Here is a 23,458-nt window from a genome sequence, read left to right as displayed (position 1 = left end):
GGAGAGGACTGCAGGTGGCGCAGCGCAGGGCGGCAAGTGGGGGTGGCGCACCGATGTCCCGCACAGAATGGGAACCGGGTTCGTTCGGCCCCATGCGTGCGCTGGTGGCCGTGATCGCTGTGCTGGTGCTGGTGGTCACCGGCCTGGCCTGGCGCAGCGTGGACAGCCTCATCTCCAATATCGAACGCATCTCCGATCTGGGCCTCGGCGGCGGGCGCGACGGCGCGGTCGACATCCTGCTGGTCGGCGTCGATTCGCGTACCGACGCGCACGGCAACCCGCTGACCGACGCCGAACGCGCGATGCTGCACGCCGGCGATGAGATCGGCACCAATACCGACACCATCGTGCTGGTCCGGGTCCCCAACGACGGCAGCTCCGCGACCGCCATCTCCATCCCCCGCGACTCCTACGTCGACATCCCCGGCCTCGGCAAGGGCAAGATCAACTCCGCCTACGGCATCACCAAGCAGGAGCAACAGCAGGAGCTGCTGGACGAGGGCGTCGCCGAGGACGAGGCCGAACGCAAGTCCACCCAGGCGGGCCGCCAGGCCCTTGTCAAGACCGTCGCCGGGCTGACCGGCATCACCGTCGACCACTACGCCGAGGTCAGCCTGCTCGGGTTCGTGCTGCTCACCGACGCCGTGGGCGGGGTGGACGTCTGCCTGAACAATCCGGTCGACGAATGGATGTCCGGCGCCTCGTTCCCGGCGGGCAGACAGCGGCTCGACGGCCCGCGCGCGCTGAGTTTCGTGCGCCAGCGCCACGATCTGCCGCGCGGCGACCTGGACCGCATCGTGCGTCAGCAGGTGTTCATGGCCCAGCTGGTGCAGCAGGTGCTCAGCAAGGACACCCTGAGCAATCCGAGCAGGCTCAGCGAGTTGAGCGAGGCGGTCGGGCGCACCATCGTGCTCGACGAGGACTGGGATGTGCTGGCATTCCTGCAACAACTCCAGGACCTGACCGGCGGCAAGGTCACCTTCGAGACCATCCCGGTGGCCGATCTCAACGGCACCACCCCCGAGGGCGAATCGGTGGTGCGGGTGGAGCCGAAGGCGGTGAAATCGTATGTGGCCTCGCTGGTCGGCGAGGACAGCGACGAACCCGCCGAGCCCGCGGTCGCGCCGTCATCGGTCACGGTCAACGTGTTCAACGCGAGCCTGGTCGGCGGACTGGCCGGTGCCGTCGCACAGGCCTTGAGCGCCAAGGGCTTCCAGCAGGGCGAGGTGGACAATTACTCCGGCGATCCGGTCACGAGCAGCCGGGTGCTCGCGGCCTCGACCTCGGACCCGAAGGCCAAGGCGGTGGCCGAGGCGCTGGGCGGGCTGACGGTGCTCGCCGACGAGACGGTTGCGCCGGATACGGTGAGCGTGGTGCTGGCGAGCGACTATTCTGGACCCGGGTCGCAGGCGGGCGGCATGTTCGACTTCGACACTCCGTCGACCTCCGCCACCCCCGTACCGCCCGCTCCGCCGATCGATGCAGGCAAGAACGGACCGACATGCGTGAATTAGCCACCGCGCAGCCAACAGCCAGTGAGCGTGAACCAGCCGATGCGTGATCTCGAGCAAGCACTGACCCTCACCGAGGCGGTGCTCGACCCGATCCTCGCGCGCGAACCCGCGGGTCCGCGCGTCACCTACTACGACGATGCCACCGGGGCCAGAATCGAACTGTCCGGGCTCACGCTGGCGAACTGGGCGGCCAAAACCGCCAATCTCGTGCGCGATGAATTCGGGCTCACCCCCGGCGCGCGGGTGGCGGTGCTGCTGCCCGCGCACTGGCAGACCGCGGCGGTGCTGCTCGGCTGCTGGTGGGCGGGCACCGAGGTGGTACTGCACGCCGATCCCGACGCCGACCTCGCCCTGTCCACCGTCGAGCGGCTCGACGACACCGACGGTGCCGGCGAGGTCGCGGTGCTGTCGCTGGATCCGATGGGTGCGCCGGTGCGTGATCTGCCGATCGGCGTCACCGATTTCGCCACCTCGGTCCGGGTACACGGCGACCAGTTCCTGCCCGGCGGCATCGGTGTGGCGCTGGACGGGATGTCGGTGTCGGAGGTTCTCGCCGAGGCGCGCACTTCGGCGCTGCGGCAAGGCTTCTCCGAGGGCGACCGGGTGCTGTCGAGCACCCCGTGGGAGACCCCTGCCGAGCTCATCGACGGTTTCGTCGCGGTGCTCGCCGCGGGGGCCTCGCTGGTCCAGGTCGTCAACCCGGATCCAGCGCTGCGGGAGCGGCGTGTGGAGACCGAACGGGTCACCGCGCTGCGCGGATGAGGCCGGTCCGGGCTCCTACCGTGGTATAGGTCGATACTCCGACTCTGGGACGTTCCCGCCGCTGCGCCGGTTCCGTACCGTGGTGATATCGCACACATCAGACGATGGGGTCGGGTGAGAGATGAAGCCGCAGTATTTGTTCCGGTGGTTGTCGGTGCACGGTGCGCCCCGTGCTGTCCTGCGGACGCAAGCGCGGCGCGGCGATGCGTTCGCCCAGTTGATGGGCGGGCCCGTCGGGGTAGACGATCCCTATCCGCTGATCGAACAGCTACGCGGTGCGGGCGGGTTGCAGCGCGCGGCGCTGTCCTGGGTCACCTTCGATCACGGGCTGAGCCGAGCGATCCTGCGCGACAACCGGTTCGGTGTACGCGCACCCGAGAGCTTCGTGCCCGGCCCCCTACAGCGGTTGGCCAAGCATTTCCCGGTACCGCCCAATCCGGTGGAGCCGCCGTCGATGCTGGTGATCGACCCGCCCGAGCACACCAGGATGCGCAAACCGGTGTCGTCGGCCTTCACCCCGCGGGCCATCGGCAAGCTACGCGACCGGGTCGAGAGCGTCACCACCGAATTGCTCGACGCGCTGCCCGCGCACGGATCGGCCGATCTGGTGCAGGCTTATGCCGCGCAGGTGCCGATCGCGATCATCTCCGAAATGCTCGGCTTCCCGGACGCCGATCGCGAGATGTTCCTGAAGTGGGGCGATCGAATGACGCCGCTGCTGGACCTGGGGATCTCCTGGCGGGCACACCAGCGCGCCATGGACGCGACCCACTTCATGAACCACTACCTGATCGAGCACATCGAGCGCCTGCGCCGACACCCCGGTGACGACATCCTCAGCTCCCTGGTCACCGCCGGTGAACTGAACACCGAGGAACTGATCGCGACCGCGAGCCTGCTGATGGGCGCGGGTTTCGAGACCACGGTCAACCTGATCGGCAACGGCGTCATTCAGCTGCTCGCCCACCCGGGCCAACTCGCCCGGCTCCGCGAGGAACCCGAGCTGTGGCCGAACGCGGTGGAGGAAGTGTTGCGCTTCGATCCTCCCGTGCAGACCACCGCGCGCACCGCCCTCGCGGATCTCGAGTTCGAGGGCGTGCCGCTGCGAGCCGGCGCCACGATCGTGCTGTCACTGGCGGGTGCGAACCGCGACCCGGCCGTCTTCGATGATCCGGCACGCTTCGACATCACCCGGGCCAACGCGAAGGACCATCTCACCTTCAGCAGCGGCATCCACGTCTGCCTGGGCGCGAGCCTGGCCCGCATGGAAGCCGGCTATGCGCTGCGCGCGCTGTTCGAGCGTTTCCCCGAGCTCCGGCTGGAAGGCCCGCCGCGCCGCAGGCAGCTGTTCACGCTGCACGGATACGAGCAGATGCCGGTGAATCTCGGTCCACGGGCGCGCAGCCCGCAACACTCCGGCGTCTGAGCAGTGGTGTCCCGGGCGGGGGGGGGGGGGGGGGGGCGGGGATGGCCCGCCCCGGCGCCGCTCAGGCGAAGCCGACCGCTTGCTCGCCCCAGGCGGTGTGCAGGTCGTGGTCGGGGTCGTCGACCACCCGGTCGACGGCGTCGATGAGCAGGGTGGTGCGGGTCTGCTCGTGATAGGGCGGCCAATGTTTGGACCCGTCGAGCGCGGCAGGCACACCGTGGTGGGCGAAGGCCAACCAGCGCCGCATCATCCGTCCGGAGACCTCGGTGGCCACCTTGCGGCCGCCGAGCCAGAAGGTCGGATCGTGGTTGAAGGTGCCGAAATTGCCGAAGACATAGGGCAATTCGGTGGCGTGCCCGGCCCCGACCCGCGCCGCCCGCAACATAGGGGTTGCGTGGTCGAACCGGTACATCCAGGTGCGCGAATGCCGGGAATGGGTATCGGCCACCCAGTGCGCGGGCATCCGGAACGCGGCATCGGTGGACATGGCCAGCGCACCGCGCGGCTTGGCCAGATCGGGGTAGGCGGAGGTGATCTCGGCGATGCGTTCGTGCGACATTCCCGGATGGCTTTCCTGCACACCATTGAGCATGGCGTTCACCGCTTCCGGGGTGACCGGCATGATCGGTGAGCGGAACAGCCGGAACAGCGAAGCCTCGTCTTTGTTGGTGCCGATGATCAGCGGCACCCGATGCGAGAGCCCGTCACGGAAACGGTCGGTGGGATAGCCGGGCAGCAGGTCGCCGTCGACCACCGGGGCCGCGGCCAAGGTGCCGGGGGCCTGGATCGGCACTTCATCGATCAGGATCGCGGCCGCATCGATGATCCGGTCGATCGGGCACTCGAGCAGTTCGCCCGCGCGCTCGCGGGGCAGATCGATCAGCTCCAGGAACCTGTCGGCAACTCCGGCGGCGCGTTCGCGCCCGAAAACCGTTGTCGCGGGCGGACTCTGCGCGATCGCGCGATGGAACAGGCCGGCCGCGCGCGGCGCGGTGAGCAGCGCGGTCACGCAGCCGCCGCCCGAGGATTCACCGAACAGGGTGACATTGTCCGGGTCGCCGCCGAACGCGGCGATATTGCGCTGCACCCACTCCAGCGCGAACAGCTGATCGTGCAGGCCGAGATTGGGCACGAAATCCGGCGACAGCGAGGACAGATCGAGGAAGCCGAGCGCCCCGATGCGGTAGTTCACCGTCACCACCACGACATCGCCGGTCTCGACCAGCCTGCGGCCGTCGTAGATGCCCTGCGCCGCGGTACCAAGGCAGTACGCGCCACCGTGCAACCACACCATGACCGGGTGCGGGCCGCCATCAGTGCCCGCCGGAGCGAAGACATTGAGCCACAGACAGTCCTCCCCCATCCGCAGGCCCTTGTCGATGGGAACGGTGTTGTCCATGTTCTGCGGCGCGATCTGACCGGACTCGATGGTGTCGCGGATGCCGTCCCAGGTCTGCGGTGGACGGGGCAGGGAGAACCGGTGCGGGCCTGCCGGTGCGGCGGCGTAGGGGACACCGCGCCAGACGAGCACCCCGCCGTCGCGCACACCGCGCACCCGGCCGTAGTCGGTCTCGGCCACCGGTCCGGACTCGTCCTGCGTGGCCGTCGCTCGAATCAACTCAGTGCTCATCGCGGACCCTCCTCATACCTCTGTCTATCGAGGGTACGACGGTGTTCATGACACCCGTGGTGACCGAAGCGAACCATCTGACGGCGCGTCGCGCCCGGCGTGGCGGCGGCCCAGCTCAGCGGGCAATTCCGCGGCGAATGTCTGCTGGGTCACCTGCTCGCTACACTTGGCCGATGCCGAGTTACAACTTTCGGTGTCGCAGCTGCGGTGACACGTTCGAGGTGAACCGTCCGATGGCCGAGGCGTCCGCGCCGGCTCCCTGCCCGAACGGGCACGACGACACCGTCAAACTACTCACCACCTTCGCAACCGTCGGCCGAGCCGCCGCACCGGCGCCCGCCGCCGCGCCGCGCCCCTCCGGTGGGTGCTGTGGAGGCGGCTGCTGCGGCTGAGGCCGCGCACGTTCAGTCCCTGCGGTCGACGTGGCCGAGGTCGCGGTCAGGGGCCACCCGGTCGCGCACCCGCTGCTTGAGCACCGCGATCTCGGGGAAACCGCCGTCGGCCTTGCGTTCCCAGATCTGCTCGCCGTCGACGGTGATCCGGAAGACGCCGCCCGTGCCCGGCACCAGGGCGACCTCGCCGAGGTCGGTGGCGAAGGTACTCAGCAGTTCCTGCGCCATCCAGCTCGCGCGTAGCAGCCAGCGGCACTGGGTGCAGTACTCGATCGCGACACGGGGCATGCGGCGAACCCTACCGGGAGCGGCGCGCACGCGGATCAGGCGCTGACGTCGCCGTCGAGGTAGACCCAGCGTCCGTCCTCCCGCACGAAGCGGCTGACCTCGTGCAGGGCGCCGCGGCCTGCGCCGTCGCGGTAGTGCGCGGTGAACTCGACCGTGCCGGTGTCGTCGAAGGGCCCGCCGCGTTCGGTCCGCTGGATCTCGAGGAACAGCCAGCGCTGGTCCGGATCGAGTTCGAGGGTCGCCGGGCGGCTGCGCCGATGCCAGGACCGGCGCAGATAGCCGACGTCGCCGACAGCGAACGCGGTGTAGCGCGAGCGCATCAGTGCCTCGGCGGTCGGCGCATCGCGCTCGCCCGCCAAGAGCGGCCCGCAGCAGCTGCCGAACGGTTCGCCGCGCCGGCACGGACATGGCTGCGTCTGATCCATGACACCGATCATGCTCACCCGCCGCCGTCCGGACCAACCGGGAGCCGGGCAGGCCCAGCGGGCAGGCCCGGTGCTCATCCGATCGTGGCGAGCTCGTCGGCGATGCGCGCGGTTTCCTCCCGCCAGCGCCGCAGCTCGATGACGGCAGGCGCCAGCTCGTAGTCGTGATGGTGCGCCGCATGCGACAGCGCCGACCACAAAGTCGCGATCCGCGCGGCGGTGAACGGTCCGGCGAAGGTGCGCAGGGCCAGCAATTGGGCGCGCATGGGGCAGCGCATCAACTCCGGCGCCACCCGGATCCACAGCTCGTCGACGACCTGCTCCAGCGCGATCCGCAGAATCCACGCCGTCGCCCGCGACCACAGACCGCCCGCGTCGGTGACGCTGCCGTCGAGCAGCCCGTCGACGGCGGCCAGCCGCTCGGCGACGCTCGGACGGTCCACGCCGATGTGCGTTTCGTCGCGAGGCGGGCCGTGCGGGCGCGGCCGCTGCCGCGGCCCGCGAGATCGTCCGCCGCTGCCACGCGCGCCCCGACGTCGTCGGCGCCGGGCAGGGCCGGCTTCCTCACTCATCGCGCCAGCCATTCGACGAGCTTTTCGGTATCGGCGATCAACTCCTGCATGCTGCGCCCGATCGGCACATGCGCGCCCGCGGTGGCGTCACGGAGCGCACCGACAGCCCATTTGCCTTCGCGGGCAAGGTGTTTGCCCAGATCTTCGATCCGGCCGGACGGCCCGAGGACCGCGAGCGCCACCATGGCTCTGGTGGATTGTGCGGTATCGATCAGGCGCTGCACCTCACGATGGTCGACGCCGTCGGCGAGCAGCGTGCGCCGCGCCCTGGCCAGGCTCGCCGCTTCCAGCGCCGAACGGCAGCAGGTGGCGACGAGTTCGTCGGCGATCGCGGGTGGCAGCTGCGGGGTGCGGGTGAGCGCGCGGGCGTCGTCGAGGTAGCGCAGCACCGGATCGCCGGACACCCGCACCTCCACCCGGGAACGCTCGCGCCGCTGCACCTCGAGCACCCTGGCGTCGATCTGCATCCGGCGCACCGCCTCGGCCAGCCGCTCGTCATGGGTGAACACCACCACCTGCCGGGTCCAGGCCACCGTCGCCAGTACCCTGGCCAGCCCGTCGACCTTGGCCGGGTCCATCGCCTGCACCGGATCGTCGATCATGACGAATCGGAACGGGCTGTCCTCCACGGTCGCGCGGGGCAGGAACAGCGAGAGCCCGAGGGCGTGCAGCTCGCCCTGGCTCATCACCCCGAGTGCGGCGCCGTCCACCTCGTCGACGGTGACGTCGAGCAGAACCCGCCGCGCGGTGTTCACATTGCCTTGCAGCCGGATGCCGCCCAGTTCGACGTTGCTCTGCTGACGCAGGCTGTGCCATACCCAGCGCGCTGTCGTCTCGAGTGGCGCCATCCGTTCCCCACGCAGGCCGGCGGTGGCCGCCTTGAGCCACTCCTCGGCCTTGCGCACCGTGCGCAGCTCGTCGGCATGCGCGGCCACCGCGCGGGCCCCGTCGAGCCACGCGGCGATACGCGGCGTCAGCGGCGCCCAGACCTCGTCGAGCCGGTCGAGTTCCTTGCGGGTGCCCTGCTGCAAGAAGTCGAGCTCGTCGACCAGCCGCGCGTGCGCGGCCAGCAGCCGCCCGGGCAGCTCCGGGGTGTACTCGGCGTTGGTGAGCGCCGCCCATTCCGACCAGGCCCGCCGGGCCGCCGCGGTGTCGACCGTTGGTGGGTTGCGCGGATCGAAGGCCAGCTCCGCCGGAATCTGTTCCGGTAGCGAGCGCGCCGCCCGCAACGCATCGCTCAGCTCGCTACGAGCGCCGGCCAGCGCGGCCACCCGCTCGCTCAATTGGGCGATGGAGGCCTCGGCGGCCCGGGACCACTGCTGGTCGAGACTGCCCTGTCCGCACACCGGACACGGGCACGGCCCGGTGCGGGCGGCGTGCTCACGGGCGCGGGTGAGCAGGTCGAGGATGCGCAGATCGGCCTCGGCGTCGGCGGTGGAGTCGCGGTCGAGCGCGGTGCCGCAGGCGGCCAGCCGGGCGGCGACCTCGGCGACCTCGGCCTCCGACGGCAACCGCAGGCGCACGATGGCGCGCAGGCCCTCGGGTTCGCCGCCCGAGCCGGTGCCGAACAGCTCGGCTTCCACCGCGGCCAGGTCCGGCGCGGGCGGGCGCAGCAGTTCGGTCATCCGGATGGCGCGGTCGTCGGCCACGGCGGCCAGATCGGCGAGCAGTTCGAGCCGTTCCTGGCGGGAGTCGCGGGCCGCGCGTTCGAGCTCGAGCCGCCGCATCCGGATGGTCTCCTGCGCGAAGGTGAGTTCATCGAGTCCGAGCAGTTGATGCAACGCGTCGAACAGCTCGCTCGGTTTGCCGTCGACCAAGGCACCGAGTTCGCTGTAGGACAGGAACGGGCGGTACAGCTCGAGCGGCACCGACCAGCGGCGCGCGGGGAACGGCGCCGGGCCCGCGGCCGTGCGCTGGGTCCACCGCGCTTCCGTCAGCGCGGCACCTGGTGCCCATTCCTTGACGACGGTGAGCGCGGGCTGCTCGCCGCCGGCGAGTAATTCCAGTTCGATACGCGCGGTTTCGGGTTCGTGCAGATTGCGCCAGCCCTCGCGCCAGGCCGCCGACCGGCCGTCCCAGCGCCGGTTGCCGCCGGTCAGCGCCAGTTCCGCGGCCTCGGCGAAACTGGATTTACCGCTGCCGTTGCGGCCGACCACCAAGGTCAGACCGGGACCGGGCGCCAGCTCGAGAGTGGTCTCGGCACCGATTCCACGGAACCCGCGCACTCGGATCGCCCGCAGGAAAATACCCGCGGCCCCGAATTCTGCTGCCGGTTCGCTCGATTCGAGATCGCCGAGAGCCGCCAGCACGGTGTGCGCGATATCCGCGGTGACCGCGGGATCGGATTCGAGCCGCCGGGTGACCAGCTCGGCCAAGCGGGGCGCGTGCCGACTCCCCGGGCCGGTCTCGGAATTCGTGCGCATACACCACCCCCTGCACCACCGAACCGCGGCGCACCCTCCACCCCGCGCGCGGTCGCACTGTACGAAAGCTGTCCGAAACGCTACCCGATAGCCGGGCGCAGGCACAGACGAGAAACTGCCCGCGGGGATGGAATTGGCCATCGAAACGCGGGGCTGCGCTCCGATGTCCACCCCTCGCCAGCCCCGACGGGCAGCTCGTTGGTGTGTCACCCTGTGCAGGGTGGCTCGGGCGAGCCGAACAGGTCAGAATGCCAGAGCTCACCCGTGTGCGCAAGCGCACGCTCGGCCGACCGTCGCCGAAAAATTCGACGGCACAGCGGATTTCCCAGGTAGATCCGGGTGGCGAGGGAACTTGTCGGTGCGATGCGGTAGAAATCCGGGGACCGAATGCAGGGGGCTCGAGGAGCGGGGGAAGTATGGAGCACGTGAGGCAGAGCCGGTGACTGCGCGCCAGAACCCGGCCACGGCGCAACGCCGGGTGCGGGTGAGCGCGGGATTGGCCGAACTCGATATCTGGCTGGCCGACCAGGTGCGCACCGGGCTGGCGCAGTCGGATCGGTCGTTCGGCGCGTTCGAAGCGATGGCGGCGCGCATGGTGGACGCGCAGGCGCCCGGAGTGGCGGCGATCCTGCGGCAGGTGCCCGCGGCCGTGATCACCCGCTCCGACTGGCCGCAGGTGGTGCTCGACCGGTATGCCCGGCTGCATCTGCTCGTCACCGCGCACCGCAGGCTCGACGAGCTCGCGCCGCCGCTGGCCGCCAGCGTCCGCACCCATATCGGCTACCCCACCAGGACGGATTCGGTACGGGCCGAACCCGCCGTCCGCGACCAATGGATGACGCTCGGCGTCCGCGTCACCGAGGACGACCGGCTCTACACCCGGCGCACCTGGCTGTTCGGGCGGCGCAGCGGCCGCTGGGCGCTGCTGATCGACCACAATTTCGGTTCGCCCGGCTTCGCGGTCGAAGCACCGGCGCTCGGCATGATGGCCGAGGCCGATCTGCACTTCTATCCGGCGGCGGCGCCGTTGCGGGCGCTTTGGGGCGCCGCGCACGGTGGCGCCGAACCGTTCACCACGGTGCCGCGAGAACCGACGTCCGGTCTCGAGGCGGCCGTGAACCGCTATACCGAGGCACTCGCTGCCGATCCATGGCTCGGCTCCTGGCCGATGCTGCTCGCCGACGTCGTGCCGGTGCCGGGCGAGGAGGGCTGGCAGCTGGCCGAAACCAGCGGCGCCGCACTGCCGCTGGCGACCCTCGACCCGCCGTGGGACCTGCTCGGCGTCTCCGGCGGCCATCCGGTGACCGTGACGGCCGAATGGACCGACAGCGGCCTGCTGCCCCTGTCGGTGCTGGCCTCGGGTGCGGTGATCGACATCGGCACCGTGGTGAGCGGGCCCGGCGGGCGCGGGGCGGTCGCCTCGGCCGAATTGGCCTCGGCGGCACTGCTCGGCACCGCGCGCCGACCGCCACCGACCGCAGCGCTGCCTCCCCCCGTCGCCGCCGAGGTGCGGCAGTTGGACACCGATCCCGCTCTGCTTCTGCTCGAATCCGCCGCCCTGGATGCCGCCTTCGCTCGCGGTGGCATCCTCCCGGGCCGCGCCGACCTACCGGAACCGGCCGAGGACGATCCGCGCGGGCAGGTGCCCCGCGCCGCCGCCGAGCGGTTGACGCAGCTGTTGCGCGACCGCTCGCGCTTCCTGCCCGAATGGCTGAGTGCCGCCGCGCCATTGGACTACCGCGCTCCCGACGTGCTGTGCGCGCAACTGCTCGAATACGCCGCTGGGCACGCCGATGTGCGAGAACCGTTGCTACGGCTGGCGGGAACGCGGGGCCGGTGGCTGGCCGAGCGCAATCCGGCCTGGCACACCTTGATCCGCCACGGTGCGGCGGTGGTCGAGCCCACCGGATCCGATGCGGCCTGGCGTCTCGGGCAACCGGCCGAGCGGGCCGAGTGGCTGGCCGCGCTGCGGCAACGCGACCCGGCCGCCGCGCGGACGGTGCTGCACACGGCATGGGAGTCGGAGTCGGGGCCGCTGAAGGCCGAGCTGCTCGCCGTCCTGGAGCACCGGATCAGCGCGGCCGACGAGCCGCTGCTCGAGTCCGCGCTCGACGATCGGCGCGGCGATGTGCGCCGGACCGCGGCCGGGCTGCTGCGGCTGCTGCCGGATTCGGCTTTCTCCCAGCGCATGACCGAACGCGCCGCGGCCTGGGTGCGTATCGGCCGGAAGGCACTGCACGCCCAGGTGAACATCGACATACCGGACGAGCTCGATACCGCTGCCGTGCGTGACGGCATCACCGACCGCACCGGGGAATACGGGTATCGCTGGGCCGGCACACCCGATGTCACCGCCGGGCGGTTGCGTCATCTGGTGGCCGCGACACCGCTGGCGCATTGGGAGGCGGTGCTGCATTCCCCGCAGCGCGCCACCGGCGCCGCCATCGACGACCGGTTCCGGCAACCGATGTTCGATGGCTGGGTCGACGCCACCCTCGCCGAACGCGATCCGCGATGGGCGCGAGCGCTGTTCGACGCCGGAGTCCCCTCGGACCTGGCCATGTTGCGTCGCCGGGAACTGTTCGGCCTGCTCCCACCGGCCGATCGGATCCAGCATGTGCTGCGGCTCGACGGTGCCTGGCTGTCGGAGATCGAGGCGCTGCTGCCCGCCGTCGGCCATCCGTGGCCGGAGCCGGTGGCCCGGCATGTGCTGCTGTTGCTCCAGGAACGCGCGCGAGCGGCAGAACGTCGTCCAGGAGCGCACGGCACCACCCCGACCGCGCACCGGTCATTGCTGACCGCCGCGTCGGTGCACCTGCCGCCGACGTCGGCAGCTCTGGCGACGAACCTGGCCCGCCGCTGCGGAGATCCGGCCTGGGCGCGGGCCTTCGACCGGCTCGCCGACGACATCACCACCCGATCGACGATGCTCGAGGAGTTGCAGTGACCGCCACCGAATCCCATCTGCTGCGTCCGCACGCCGAACAGGCCTTCGCCGACGAACTGCGGGCCCTCGCCGCCGTGGACGACCGACCGCGGCCACCGTCGTGGCGGTTGTCGCCATGGGCCGTTGTCACCTACTTGCTCGGCGGCACCCTCGGCGACGGCACGGTGATCAGCCCGAAGTATGTGGGGCCACGCCGGCTGATGGAAGTCGCCGTGGCCACCCTGGCCACCGATCGGGCGCTGCTTCTGCTCGGTGTGCCCGGCACCGCCAAAACCTGGGTGTCGGAACACCTTTCCGCGGCCATCAGCGGCGCCTCCACGCTGCTGGTGCAGGGCACCTCCGGCACCGGTGAGGAATCGATTCGCTACGGCTGGAACTACGCACGGCTGCTCGCGGAAGGGCCGAGCGACGGTGCGCTGGTGCCGTCACCGGTGCTCACCGCCATGCGCACCGGAGCCATCGCCCGGATCGAGGAACTCACCCGCATCCCCTCGGATGTGCAGGACGCGCTGATCACGGTGCTGTCGGAGAAGACGCTGCCGATTCCGGAACTGGGCGCGGAGGTGCAGGCCGCCAAAGGATTCAATGTCATCGCCACCGCCAACGACCGCGACCGCGGCGTCAACGAGCTGTCCTCGGCCTTGCGGCGTCGCTTCAACACGGTGGTGCTGCCGCTGCCCGCGAGCGAGGAAGACGAGGTCGCCATCGTCACCCGCCGGGTCGCGCAGCTGGGTTCGACGCTCGAGTTGCCCGAGGTGCCCGCGGCCGCCGAGGAGGTGCGCCGGGTGGTGCGGATCTTCCGTGAGCTGCGCGACGGCGTCACCGCCGACGGACGGACGAAGCTGAAATCGCCCTCGGGCACCCTGTCGACCGCCGAGGCCATCTCGGTGATCACCAATGGTCTCGCGCTGTCGGCGCATTTCGGTGACGGTGTGCTGCGCGCGAGCGATGTGGCGGGCGCGGTGCTCGGTTCGGTGATCAAGGATCCGGTGGCCGATGCGGTGGTGTGGACCGAATACCTGGAGGCCGTGGTCCGCGAGCGCCCGGAGTGGTCCGATTTCTATCGCGCCTGCCGCGAGGCCGGCGGATGAGCGAACCCGCCGGCGGTCCTGGCGCCGCCGAGCCTCGGACCCGGGTGTTCGGGATCCGTCATCACGGGCCGGGTTCGGCCAGGTCGCTGCGGCTCGCCCTTGATCACTATCGTCCTGACACGATCTTGATCGAAGGACCGGCCGACGCCGATCCGCTCACCGCATTCGTCGCCGACCCGGGCCTGGTGCCGCCGGTCGCCATGCTCGCCTACGTCCCCGACGCGCCGACCCGCGCCGTGTTCTGGCCGTTCGCGCAATTCTCGCCGGAGTGGCAGGCAATGCGTTACGCGGCAGAACACGATGTGCCCGTGCGCTTCTGCGACCTGCCGGCCACCACTGTGCTCGCGCTGGACGCCGAACCCGGCGACAGCGTCGACCCGCTCGCCGAACTCGCCTCCGCCGCCGGCTACGACGACGCCGAACGCTGGTGGGACGCGATCGTCGAATCGACCACCGACATCGACACCTTCGACGCCCTGACCGAGGCGATGCGCGCCCTGCGCGACAGCATCGCCGGCGTCGAGCCGACCGGCGACTCCACGACGCATTCACCGTCGGCACGGCCGGAACCAGCGAGCGCCGACAGCCGCCCACGGCGCGGCCGGAGCCGCCCCACCGGATCGAACGACAGCGGCGCCCAGGCCGACGGCGAGCGGCTCCATCCGCCGATATCACCGGCTGATCGGATCGACCGACACACACTGCGGCGTGAGGCCTACATGCGGCAGACGATCCGGAAGGCGCTGAAGGACGGAGCGCAGCGCGTCGCGATCGTCTGCGGGGCCTGGCATGCGCCGGCGCTCGTCGAACCGCTCGGCCCCGCGGCCGCCGACGCACGGCTGGTGAAGGGGCTGCCGAAGGTGAAGGCCCGGCTGACCTGGGTGCCGTGGACGCATTCGCGGCTCTCGTCGGCCTCCGGATACGGTGCCGGTGTCACCTCCCCCGGCTGGTACCACCACCTGTTCACCCACACCGAGCAGCCCATCGTCCGCTGGCTGACCAAGGTCGCTGGCGCGCTCCGCAGGCATGATCTTCCGGTGTCGAGCGCGCACATCATCGAGGCCGTGCGGCTGGCGGAAACGCTGGCGGCGCTGCGTGATCGGCCGCTGGCCGGGTTGTCGGAGGTCACCGAGGCCACCAGAGCGGTACTGTGCGACGGCGATGAGAGCATGCTCCGGTTGGTCGGCGCCGAATTGGTGGTCGGCGAGGCCATCGGGGCGGTCCCGGCGACGACGCCGACGGTGCCCCTGGACGCCGACCTGCGGGCCAGGGCCCGCACCCTGCGGCTGAAACAGCAGCCCGAGCCCACCCTGATGGAATTGGATCTGCGCAAGGAACGCGACCGCCGCAAATCCCGGCTACTGCACCAGCTGCGGATCCTGGACGTCGAATGGGGCACACCCACCGACAGCGAGGTACGCGCCACCGGCACCTTCCGCGAAACCTGGACCCTGCAGTGGGAACCGGAACTCGCGGTGGCGGTGATCGAGGCGTCACGCTGGGGCACCACCGTCGCCTCCGCCGCCGAAACCAAGCTGCTCGACACCGCGGCCCGCGCAGACCGTACCGTCGGCGACCTCACCGACGCGCTCGGCCTTGCCCTGCTCGCCGATCTGGGCGGCGCCGTCGGCGAACTCATCGGCAGGCTCGAATCGGTGGCCGCGCTCGACCACGACGTCACCCATCTGCTGGCAGCACTACCCGGGCTGGTGCGCACCCTGCGCTACGGCGACGTGCGCGGCACCGATACCGCCGCGCTCACCCACGTCGCCGACGGCATGCTCATCCGCATCTGTGCCGGCCTTCCCGGTGCGGTCACCGGCCTGGACACCGATGCGGCGCTGGAGCTGCGCGGCCTGATCGACGCCGGGCACACCGCGATCCACATCCGGGACGACACCGAAGCCCGCGAGGCATGGCTGGCGACCCTGCACCGCATCGCCGACCGCGATGATGTGCACGGCGCGATCGTGGGCCGTACGGTGCGGCTGCTGTGCGACGCCGACCGGATCGACCGGGCCGAATCCGCGCGCAGACTCGCCGCGGCGTTGTCCATCGGCAGCTCCGCCGCCGCCAAGGCGGAGTGGATCGACGGGTTCCTCGGCGGACGCGGACTGCTGCTGGTGCACGACCGCGCATTGCTGCGGCTGGTCGACGATTGGCTGCGCACGCTCGACGATGACCAGTTCGTTCAGACCCTGCCGCTGCTGCGCCGGACCTTCGGCGCCTTCGAAACGGGCGAACGCCGTGCCATCGGCGCCGCGGTCCGCGACGGAGTCCCCGCCACCGCCGGTGCTGCGAGCGTGCGGCCACTGGACCTCGACCGGGGCGCACGCGCGATGCGCGTGGTCGCCGAGATCCTGGGAGCCCGACCATGAACGACACGCCCGATCGCGCCGCTACCGAGGCCGTCGACAGCGAATCCTCGGCGCGCCGTTGGCGTCTGGTGCTCGGCGCCGCGGCCGAACCCGAACTCGGTGGCCTCGGCTCGGCCGACGATGCCGCCATGGACGGCGCGCTCTCCACGCTCTACGACAGCGATCCGCCCGCCGGTTCGGGGCCGCGCTCGGCCGGCCTGCAGGGGTCGGCGCCGCGGGTAGCGCGCTGGCTCGGCGATATCCGCACCTATTTCCCGTCGTCGGTGGTGGAGGTGATGCAGCGCGATGCCATCGAACGGCTGGATCTCACGCAGTTGCTACTGGAACCGGAGTTGCTCGAGGCGGTGGAGCCGGATGTGCACCTGGTCGGCACCCTACTCAGCCTGAACCGGGTGATGCCGGAAACCACCAGGTCCACCGCGCGGACGGTGGTGGAGCAGGTGGTGCGCGATATCGAGCGGAGGATGGCCGCGCGCACTGTGGCCGCGGTGAGTGGCGCGCTCGACCGCGCGGCGCGGGTGAGCAGGCCGCGTCCTCGCGATATCGACTGGGATCGCACCATTCGCAAGAATCTGGCGCACTATCTGCCCGAGCAGCGCACCGTCGTCCCCGAACGGCTGGTCGGCTACGGTCGCCGCGCCAAGGCGGTGCGCCGCGATGTGGTGCTGGCCATCGACCAATCCGGCTCCATGGCCTCGAGCGTGGTGTACGCGTCCGTATTCGGCGCCGTACTGGCCTCCATGCGCTCGCTGCGCACCTCGCTGGTGGTGTTCGACACCGAAGTGGTGGATCTGACCGAGCACCTGACCGACCCGGTCGACGTGCTGTTCGGCACCCAACTCGGCGGCGGCACCGATATCAACCGTGCCCTCGCCTACTGCCAGACCCTGGTGACCCGCCCCGAGGAAACGCTGTTCGTGCTGATCTCCGATCTCTACGAGGGCGGCATCCGCGAGGACATGCTGCGCCGTGTCAACGCACTGAAGGAATCCGGCGTCCAGATCGTCGTCCTGCTCGCTCTCTCCGACGACGGCGCCCCCGCCTACGACCACGACAACGCCGCCGCCCTCGACGCCCTCGGCATCCCCGCCTTCGCCTGCACCCCCGACCGATTCCCCGACCTCCTCGCCCTGGCCCTCAACCGCGGCGACATCCGCACCTGGGCCAACACCACCACAGGACGACCGTGACCGATAACGACTTGCCACTGCCGCCGAACCCTTGGGACAACGTCCTCCCGGAACCTTTCGTCTTCTCCGGCGAGCCACCGCTGCCGGGTATGCCCTCACCTGACATGTTCGCTGTCGCAGAGCCGAGCTTCCCGGTGTCGTATCCGCGGCTGTCGGAGATCCCGCCCACCACGTTTCCGATCGCGCACGGGTGTCTGCTCGGAGGGGCCGTGGGGGACGCGCTCGGCGCGGCCGTGGAAGAGCTGACGCTCGCCGAGATCCGGGACCGGTACGGGCGCGACGGGTACCGCGGAAAGGTGGCCGAGTACAGCAATCAACCCACCGAATTCACCGGCCGAACGTCCGAGGAGAGCCAGCTCGCCTTGTTGATGGTCGAGGCAATGATCCGCAGCAGCGTCCGCGCGCGCGACCGCGGAACCGGCGCGCCGACGGTTGGCATGTTGCAGGCGATGGGTGCGGGGTGGACCGCGCCGGAGGCTCTCGCCATGGCCGTCTATGCCGCCCTCACCGCGGAATCGGTGGGCGGCACACCGCAGCAGATCGTCGAACGGGGACTGCGCGCCGCGGTCAACCACTCCGGCGACAGCGATGCCACGGGCGCCATGTGCGGCAATCTTCTCGGTGCCCGCTACGGCTACCAAGCAATTCCCGAGGACTGGGCCGGCGCGTGCGAAATCGCCGGTCCGGTCTGGGCACTCGCGCAGGATTTCACCATGGAGTTCGGGCCGCGCCCACCTGTCGGTCCGGACTATTACATCGACCCGCACTGGGCCGCCCGCTTCCACGGCTGAGGCCCACCGCGGCCGTGCACCGAATGAGGTTGCGGGGCAGACGAATACGATCGGCCCGCAACCTCCCTACAGATCCGCGATAGCCGCCAACGGTGGCGTCCGCGCCGCGCGCACCGCTGGCCACAGCGCGGCGAGTACACCGACCACCGCTGAACCGATCAGCATCAGTACCAGCTGCCCCCACGGGACCGCGATCTGGTCCAACCCGAGATCGCGGAGGGTGCGCAGGAATCCGACGCCGAGGCCGAGCCCGAGGATCGCGCCGACGATGGCTCCGAAGACCGCGATGAGCATCGATTCCAGATAGATGGTTCGGCGTACCTGGGCGCGCTGGGTGCCGACGGCGCGCAACATGCCGATCTCGCGGCGGCGTTCCACCACCGACAACGCCAGGGTGTTGACGATGCCGAGGATCGCGATCACCACCGCCAGCGCCAGCAGGCCGTACAGGATGGCGAGCATGGTGTTGATCTGCCTGCCCTGTGCGCCCTTGAACTCCTCCCGGTCCTGCACCTGGACCAGCGAGGCCTCCGTCGGCTGATCCGCACCGGCGCCCGGCGTGCCGTCGCCTGCCACCGATCGCACGGTGGCCTGCTCCAATGCGGTGCGCATGGCGGCGAGGTCGGCGCCGGGCTCGGCGGCGACAAGGGCCAGCACGTTGATCCGCAGGTTCGGCGGCATCACCTGGTCGAACACCGTGGACGGCACGACCAGCGGACCCATCAGCGGCGACTTCCGGTAGATGCCCGCGACGGTGACGGGTATCTGCTTCTTGTCCATGCTGGTGAGCGTGATCTGCTGGCCCGCGCGCAGATCGTGTTCGGCCGCTTCGTCTTCGGCGATCAGGATGTCGCGCTCACCGAGAGTGCCGGTACCGCTGAGGATGTCGTAGTTCAGCACCCGATCCAGTGGCCCATCGGGCGAGGTGCCGAATTCCTCGTCATCGTCGATCTTCACGCTGACACCGCGGATCGCCACCACTTCGGCCACCCCGGCGACCTCGCGGGCGGCCGCCACCGCCGGTGCGGGAACACCGACCGACTGCGGCCCGCCCATCTGCGGCCCGGCCAGCACGTAGTCGGCGGCCACGCCCTTGTCCACCAGCACGCCGACGCTGGCCTTCGCGGAGGCGCCGAGCATGCCGATGGCCGAGACCAACATCAACCCGAGGGTGAGCGCGAAGGCCGTCGCGGCGGTCCGGCGGGGGTTGCGCACTGCGTTGTTGCGCGCCATCGCACCGATCGGCCCGAACGGACGCAGCAGCAGCCCGAGTCCGCCCACCACCGGCCGGGACAGGGCGGGCGACGCCAGCAGTACCGCGAAGATCAGCGCCAGCGCACCGACACCGACGGTCGCCGCTGCCGTTCCGCCGGTCGACTGCGCGCCGACCACCACGAGCACCACGCCGACGACCGCGAGCGCCAGCCCGATCCAGGTGCGCACCCGCAGCGACTCACCGGCCGAGGCGAATTCCTCCCGCATGGCCTGCACCGGCGGAATCTTCGCGGCCCGCCGGGCCGGCGCGTAGGCGCTCGTCACCGTGACCAGCAACCCGACCAGCAGCCCGACCAGGATCGTGCGCGGCAGCACCGTCATCGAACCGGTCGGCAGGCCGAGATCGAACGCGTTGAGCACCGCCGACAGCCCGAACGCCAGCCCGACGCCCGCGAGCAGACCGATCGCACTGCCGATGACGCCGATCACCACGGCCTCCACCACCACCGAGCTGCCGACCTGGCGGCTGCTGGCGCCGACGGCTCGCAGCAGCGCGAGCTCCCGCAGCCGTTGCGCGACGATCATGGAGAAGGTGTTGTAGATGATGAACGTGCCGACGATCAGGGCGATCGCGCCGAACGCGAGCAGAAAATAGTTGATGAAGTTGAGGGCGTCGGAGATCTCGGCCTTCAGCTCGGCGCGGACCTGATCACCGGTCTGCACCTTGTAGTCGGGCAGCGCCTCATCGATGCGGTCACGCAGATCCTCGCCGGAGATGCCGCGAGCGGCGACGTCCACGTAGGCGACGTGCTTGCCGTCGGTGAACAACTGCCTGGCCTGCTGCTCGTCGAACAACACACCGATGAAGCCGCCGGTTTCGGTGGCGAGATCGTAGATGCCGGTGAGCGTGACCTCGATGGTGCCCTGCGAAGGGATCAGCACCTTGGTCCGATCGCCCACCGAGAGGCCGGCGCGTTCGGCGCCGCCGCTGTTGAGCGCGATCTCCCCCGCCCGGGCAGGCGGTGCCCCCGCAGTGAACTCCTCGGGTTCGGCGACGGCGCGTTCCGGCGGAAGATAGGCCTGGCCGACGGTCGGTGCGCCGCCGGTCTGCACGGCCTTGGTGCCGTCCGGGGTGAGCAACACCAGCGTGCCGTTCACACCGGGTGCGACCGCACCCACACCGTCCATACCGGCGATCTCGTCGACCACGCTGTCGGGCACGCCGAGCGACTGCCGTTCCTCGGGACTGACCCGTACCGCCACACCCTTGGCCTCATCGGCGAAGATGCCGTCGAAGGTGCGCTGCAAGGTGTCGGTGAAGACGAATGAGCCCGCGATGAAGGCGGTTCCCAGCACCACCGACAACAGCGTGAGCGCGAGCCGCACCTTGTGCGCGGCGAGATTGCGCAAGGCGACCTTGCGCATCGGGTTGCCCGCCATCACTTGGTCTCCAGTGCCTTCATCCGGTCCAGCACCGATTCCGCGGTGGGGCCGCGCAATTCGTCGACGATGCGGCCGTCGGCGAGGAAGACGACCCGGTCGGCGAAGGAGGCGGCGTGCGGATCGTGGGTGACGACGACGACCGTCTGCCCGAATTCGTCGACGGCGGTGCGCAGAATCGAGAGCACCTCACCGGAGGAGCGCGAATCCAGATTGCCCGTCGGTTCGTCGCCGAAGATGATCTCCGGTTTGCCCGCCAGCGCCCGCGCGCAGGCCACCCGCTGCTGCTGCCCGCCGGACAGTTCGCTCGGCCGGTGGGTCAGCCGGTCGGTAAGTCCGAGCCGGTCCAGCACTGTGTCGAGCCACTGCTGGTCGGGGGCGCGCCCGGCGATGTCCAGCGGCAGGGTGATGTTCTCCAGCGCCGTCAGCGTGGGGACCAGGTTGAACGCCTGGAAGACGAAGCCGATGCGGTCGCGCCGCAGCCGCGTCATCTGTTTGTCCGATAACTCGTTCAGGGCGGTGTCACCGATGCGCACCGTGCCCGAGCTGGCGCTGTCCAGCCCGGCCAGGCAATGCATCAGGGTGGATTTTCCGGAGCCGGAAGGTCCCATGATCGCGGTGAATTCGCCCTTGACGAATTCGGCCGACACCGAATCCAGCGCGGTGACCTGGGTGTCTCCGGTCCCGTACACCTTGGTCAGGTTTTCGGCGGTGGCCGCGACGACGGCCGGAGCCTGCGTCTGGGCCTGATCGATGCCAACGGCGTGCGAGGTCATGGTGACCAGTCTGTCGGCGTTCGCGCCGTCGCGCCATCGGGGAATCCACCCAGACCGCAGGGATGACCGGGGAATCGTTCAGTTCGGGGAGCTCAACGGCGCCGACTTCCACCACGTCAGCACCTGGTCGATGGTGCCGACGATGCCGTCGGTGTACATCAGGTACTGGGCGCGCTCGGGCTCGCCGGTGAAGACGGTGATCATCTTCGGCCCGTCGGAGTCGATCTTGTAGTTGGTGTAGGTCTGGCCGCCGTTGGCATCGGAGGACTTGGTCGCGCTCGCGGGCAGTCCGTCGATCACCGCCTGCACATCGGCGGCGCTGTCGTAGACGTAGAAGCGGTAGAACGGATCGTCGTTGTCGGCGCCGCCGTAGCAGCGCCACTGCCAGCCGTAGTTGCCGAAATCGGGTTCGCCGATCTCGGGTTCGGGCGCGTACTGCGGTTCGGTCTCCCAGCATTTGGCGTTGTGGTAGCCGACGTCACCGGTACTCGAGGCAGGCACCATGGCCGGGAATTCCTTGCTGATCGAATCCGCCGTCGCCGGCACCGGGGCGACGCTGGTCGCGGTCGTGGTGGACGAGGTCGATCCGCTCGCCGAACTCGAATCGTTGCTCGCGACGGCGGCGATGATGCCGATGACCACCACCAGCAGCAACACCAACCCGACGCAGATACCGATGATCAGGCCGGTGTTCTTCTTCGGCGACTGCGGCGAATACACCGGTGACATCGGCGGGGGCGACTGGTTGAATCCGGAGCGCTGCGCGTACGGATTCTGGTTCGCCATCGGCGGCGGCGCGGGTACCGCGGGGCTGCTCGCGAACGGCTGCGGCTGCTGATGGGTGCCGCTGCCGAAGGGCTGCTGGTGCGTGCCACTGCCGTGCGGCTGCTGGTGCGTGCCGCTGCCGAAGGGCTGCTGATGGGTGCCGCTGCCATGCGGCTGGGCCGTCGCACCGCTGGTGAACTGCGCGTTGGCCGTCGGATAGGGCGCCTGGGTCTGCCCCATCGCGGTGCGTGGTCCGCCCTGCAGCGGCATCCCCTGCGCGGTCGGGCCCGCGATCGGCATGGCGGGCGCGCTCGGCATGCTCAACGCGTGCTGTGCGGCGGCGGCGAACTCCGAGCAGGAGGCGAAACGATCGTCGGGCCGCTTGGCCATCGCCTTGGCCAGCACACCGTCCAAGGCCTGCGGCAGGCCGGGCCGCACCGAACTCAGGGCGGGGGGCGGTGACTGGAGATGGCCCTGGATGACCGCGGCGGGGTTGGTGGCCTGGAACGGGCCGTGCCCGGTGAACAGCCAGAACAGGGTGCAGGCCAGCGAATACTGGTCGGAGCGGTGGTCCAGGGTCGCGCCGGTGAGCTGTTCGGGCGAGGCGTAGGCCAGGGTGGCGGTGAAGGTGCCGGTCTGGGTGAGGTGGCCGGTGTCGTCGCGCAGGCGGGCGATGCCGAAGTCGGTGAGGTAGACCCGTTCGCCGCGGCCCCCGGTGGAGCGAGCGAGCAGGATGTTGGCCGGTTTGACGTCGCGGTGCAGCACGCCCATGCCGTGCGCGTAATCGAGCGCGTCGGCGGTCTCTTTGATGATCTGCACCGCGCGTTCGGGCGGCAGCCTGCGCGGATCCACCGATGCGGCGTCGATGCCGTCGATGTAGTGCATCGAGATCCACAGCTGCTCGTCTTCGAGCCCGCGGTCGTAGACGGTGACGATGCTCGGGTGATCGAGCCGGGCGACCAGGTCCGCCTCCCGTTCGAACCGCGCCCGCACCTCCTTGTCGAAGAACATCTCGCGGTTCAGCAGCTTCAACGCCGTCATCCGCGGCAGCCGCGGATGTTTCGCGAGGTACACCGAGCCCATGCCACCGCGCCCCAGTTCGCGGTCGATGACATAGCCGGCGAAAACGTCGCCGTTGGCCAGCATTTCTGCTCCACTTCCCGCCGCCCACCGGGACCCACCGATGAACAGGCGTACAGGCAAAAAGAACACATGGTCGAACCTGTCTGGGCCCGACCACGGAAAGCACCGAAACCATAGCAGCAGTCCGGCACTCGGCCGCCGGGTCGCGGGAACCGGGCTCGGCTCGTCGACAGCCCCCACCAGCGCCATCTATCCGAGCGCGGCGCAGGCCCCGTCAGGACGTCGGCGAAGACGCCATCGGCGGCCCACGGTCGCTCGCACCGGGCCCCGCGGACCAAGCCGTCGGTGGC

Annotated in this window: 17 protein-coding genes; 9 read left to right on the top strand and 8 right to left on the bottom strand. The window is 70.1% G+C overall.

The genetic code is table 11. The features are described 5' to 3' along the window. Positions 1-53: 53 nt before the first annotated feature. From GV790_RS00870 to GV790_RS00860, 3 genes are all read left to right on the top strand, one after another. Positions 54-1,514, top strand: coding sequence for an LCP family protein (locus GV790_RS00870; protein ID WP_175585759.1), 1,461 nt, complete (start codon positions 54-56; stop codon positions 1,512-1,514). Between the two features lie 39 nt (positions 1,515-1,553). Further along, positions 1,554-2,276 carry a TIGR03089 family protein gene (locus GV790_RS00865; protein ID WP_163809924.1) on the top strand — a complete coding sequence of 241 codons (723 nt, stop codon included), beginning with the start codon at positions 1,554-1,556 and terminating at the stop codon, positions 2,274-2,276. Positions 2,277-2,397: 121 nt separating this feature from the next. Further along, positions 2,398-3,702, top strand: coding sequence for a cytochrome P450 (locus tag GV790_RS00860; RefSeq protein WP_163809415.1), 1,305 nt, complete (start codon positions 2,398-2,400; stop codon positions 3,700-3,702). Positions 3,703-3,763: 61 nt separating this feature from the next. Here the strand turns inward: GV790_RS00860 and GV790_RS00855 are convergent, their stop codons facing one another. Then, positions 3,764-5,332, bottom strand: a complete 1,569-nt coding sequence (locus tag GV790_RS00855) for a carboxylesterase/lipase family protein (RefSeq protein ID WP_256672930.1) — start codon at positions 5,330-5,332, stop codon at positions 3,764-3,766. Positions 5,333-5,379: 47 nt separating this feature from the next. Here GV790_RS00855 and GV790_RS31600 point away from each other — a divergent pair, with 47 nt between their 5' ends. Next, positions 5,380-5,724 (top strand): FmdB family zinc ribbon protein, encoded by a 345-nt coding sequence (locus GV790_RS31600; protein ID WP_306042193.1) that lies wholly within the window; start codon positions 5,380-5,382, stop codon positions 5,722-5,724. Positions 5,725-5,736: 12 nt separating this feature from the next. Here the strand turns inward: GV790_RS31600 and GV790_RS00845 are convergent, their stop codons facing one another. The 4 genes from GV790_RS00845 to GV790_RS00830 all read right to left on the bottom strand — a co-directional run bounded on the left by GV790_RS00845 (position 5,737) and on the right by GV790_RS00830 (position 9,432). Beyond that, positions 5,737-6,012 carry a SelT/SelW/SelH family protein gene (locus GV790_RS00845; RefSeq protein ID WP_163809411.1) on the bottom strand — a complete coding sequence of 92 codons (276 nt, stop codon included), beginning with the start codon at positions 6,010-6,012 and terminating at the stop codon, positions 5,737-5,739. A 35-nt stretch (positions 6,013-6,047) separates the two neighbouring features. Next, positions 6,048-6,437 carry a YchJ family protein gene (locus GV790_RS00840; protein WP_228815141.1) on the bottom strand — a complete coding sequence of 130 codons (390 nt, stop codon included), beginning with the start codon at positions 6,435-6,437 and terminating at the stop codon, positions 6,048-6,050. Positions 6,438-6,511: 74 nt separating this feature from the next. Next, positions 6,512-6,880 (bottom strand): hypothetical protein, encoded by a 369-nt coding sequence (locus GV790_RS00835; protein ID WP_163809409.1) that lies wholly within the window; start codon positions 6,878-6,880, stop codon positions 6,512-6,514. A gap of 125 nt (positions 6,881-7,005) precedes the next feature. Then, the gene (locus tag GV790_RS00830) at positions 7,006-9,432 is read right to left on the bottom strand and encodes an AAA family ATPase (RefSeq protein ID WP_163809407.1); all 2,427 of its coding nucleotides are present in this window, start codon (positions 9,430-9,432) and stop codon (positions 7,006-7,008) included. A 439-nt stretch (positions 9,433-9,871) separates the two neighbouring features. Here GV790_RS00830 and GV790_RS00825 point away from each other — a divergent pair, with 439 nt between their 5' ends. The 5 genes from GV790_RS00825 (at position 9,872) to GV790_RS00805 (ending at position 17,829) form a co-directional block, all read left to right on the top strand. Continuing rightward, positions 9,872-12,379 carry a DUF5691 domain-containing protein gene (locus GV790_RS00825; protein WP_163809405.1) on the top strand — a complete coding sequence of 836 codons (2,508 nt, stop codon included), beginning with the start codon at positions 9,872-9,874 and terminating at the stop codon, positions 12,377-12,379. Beyond that, positions 12,376-13,470, top strand: a complete 1,095-nt coding sequence (locus GV790_RS00820) for an ATP-binding protein (protein WP_163809403.1) — start codon at positions 12,376-12,378, stop codon at positions 13,468-13,470. Before GV790_RS00825 ends, GV790_RS00820 begins: the two co-directional genes overlap by 4 nt. Continuing rightward, positions 13,467-15,848, top strand: a complete 2,382-nt coding sequence (locus GV790_RS00815; RefSeq protein WP_163809401.1) for a DUF5682 family protein — start codon at positions 13,467-13,469, stop codon at positions 15,846-15,848. Before GV790_RS00820 ends, GV790_RS00815 begins: the two co-directional genes overlap by 4 nt. Continuing rightward, positions 15,845-17,038, top strand: a complete 1,194-nt coding sequence (locus GV790_RS00810) for a VWA domain-containing protein (protein ID WP_163809399.1) — start codon at positions 15,845-15,847, stop codon at positions 17,036-17,038. Before GV790_RS00815 ends, GV790_RS00810 begins: the two co-directional genes overlap by 4 nt. 104 nt (positions 17,039-17,142) lie before the next feature. Beyond that, the gene (locus GV790_RS00805) at positions 17,143-17,829 is read left to right on the top strand and encodes an ADP-ribosylglycohydrolase family protein (protein WP_218586355.1); all 687 of its coding nucleotides are present in this window, start codon (positions 17,143-17,145) and stop codon (positions 17,827-17,829) included. Positions 17,830-17,895: 66 nt separating this feature from the next. On the opposite strand, the gene GV790_RS00800 is transcribed toward GV790_RS00805, so the two are convergent. The 3 genes from GV790_RS00800 to GV790_RS00790 all read right to left on the bottom strand — a co-directional run bounded on the left by GV790_RS00800 (position 17,896) and on the right by GV790_RS00790 (position 23,171). Continuing rightward, positions 17,896-20,484: an ABC transporter permease gene (locus GV790_RS00800; protein ID WP_163809397.1), complete on the bottom strand. Its 2,589-nt coding sequence runs from the start codon at positions 20,482-20,484 to the stop codon at positions 17,896-17,898. Next, positions 20,484-21,260, bottom strand: coding sequence for an ABC transporter ATP-binding protein (locus tag GV790_RS00795; protein WP_163809395.1), 777 nt, complete (start codon positions 21,258-21,260; stop codon positions 20,484-20,486). Before GV790_RS00795 ends, GV790_RS00800 begins: the two co-directional genes overlap by 1 nt. A gap of 78 nt (positions 21,261-21,338) precedes the next feature. Continuing rightward, complete coding sequence (locus GV790_RS00790) at positions 21,339-23,171, bottom strand: serine/threonine-protein kinase (protein ID WP_163809394.1); 1,833 nt, start codon at positions 23,169-23,171, stop codon at positions 21,339-21,341. Between the last annotated feature and the right edge of the window lie 287 nt (positions 23,172-23,458).

It is taken from the genome of Nocardia cyriacigeorgica, assembly GCF_010858045.1.
GTDB lineage: Bacteria > Actinomycetota > Actinomycetes > Mycobacteriales > Mycobacteriaceae > Nocardia > Nocardia cyriacigeorgica_E.
The sequence above is the reverse complement of the archived record's forward strand: the minus strand, read 5'-3'. Positions and strand labels throughout refer to the sequence as shown.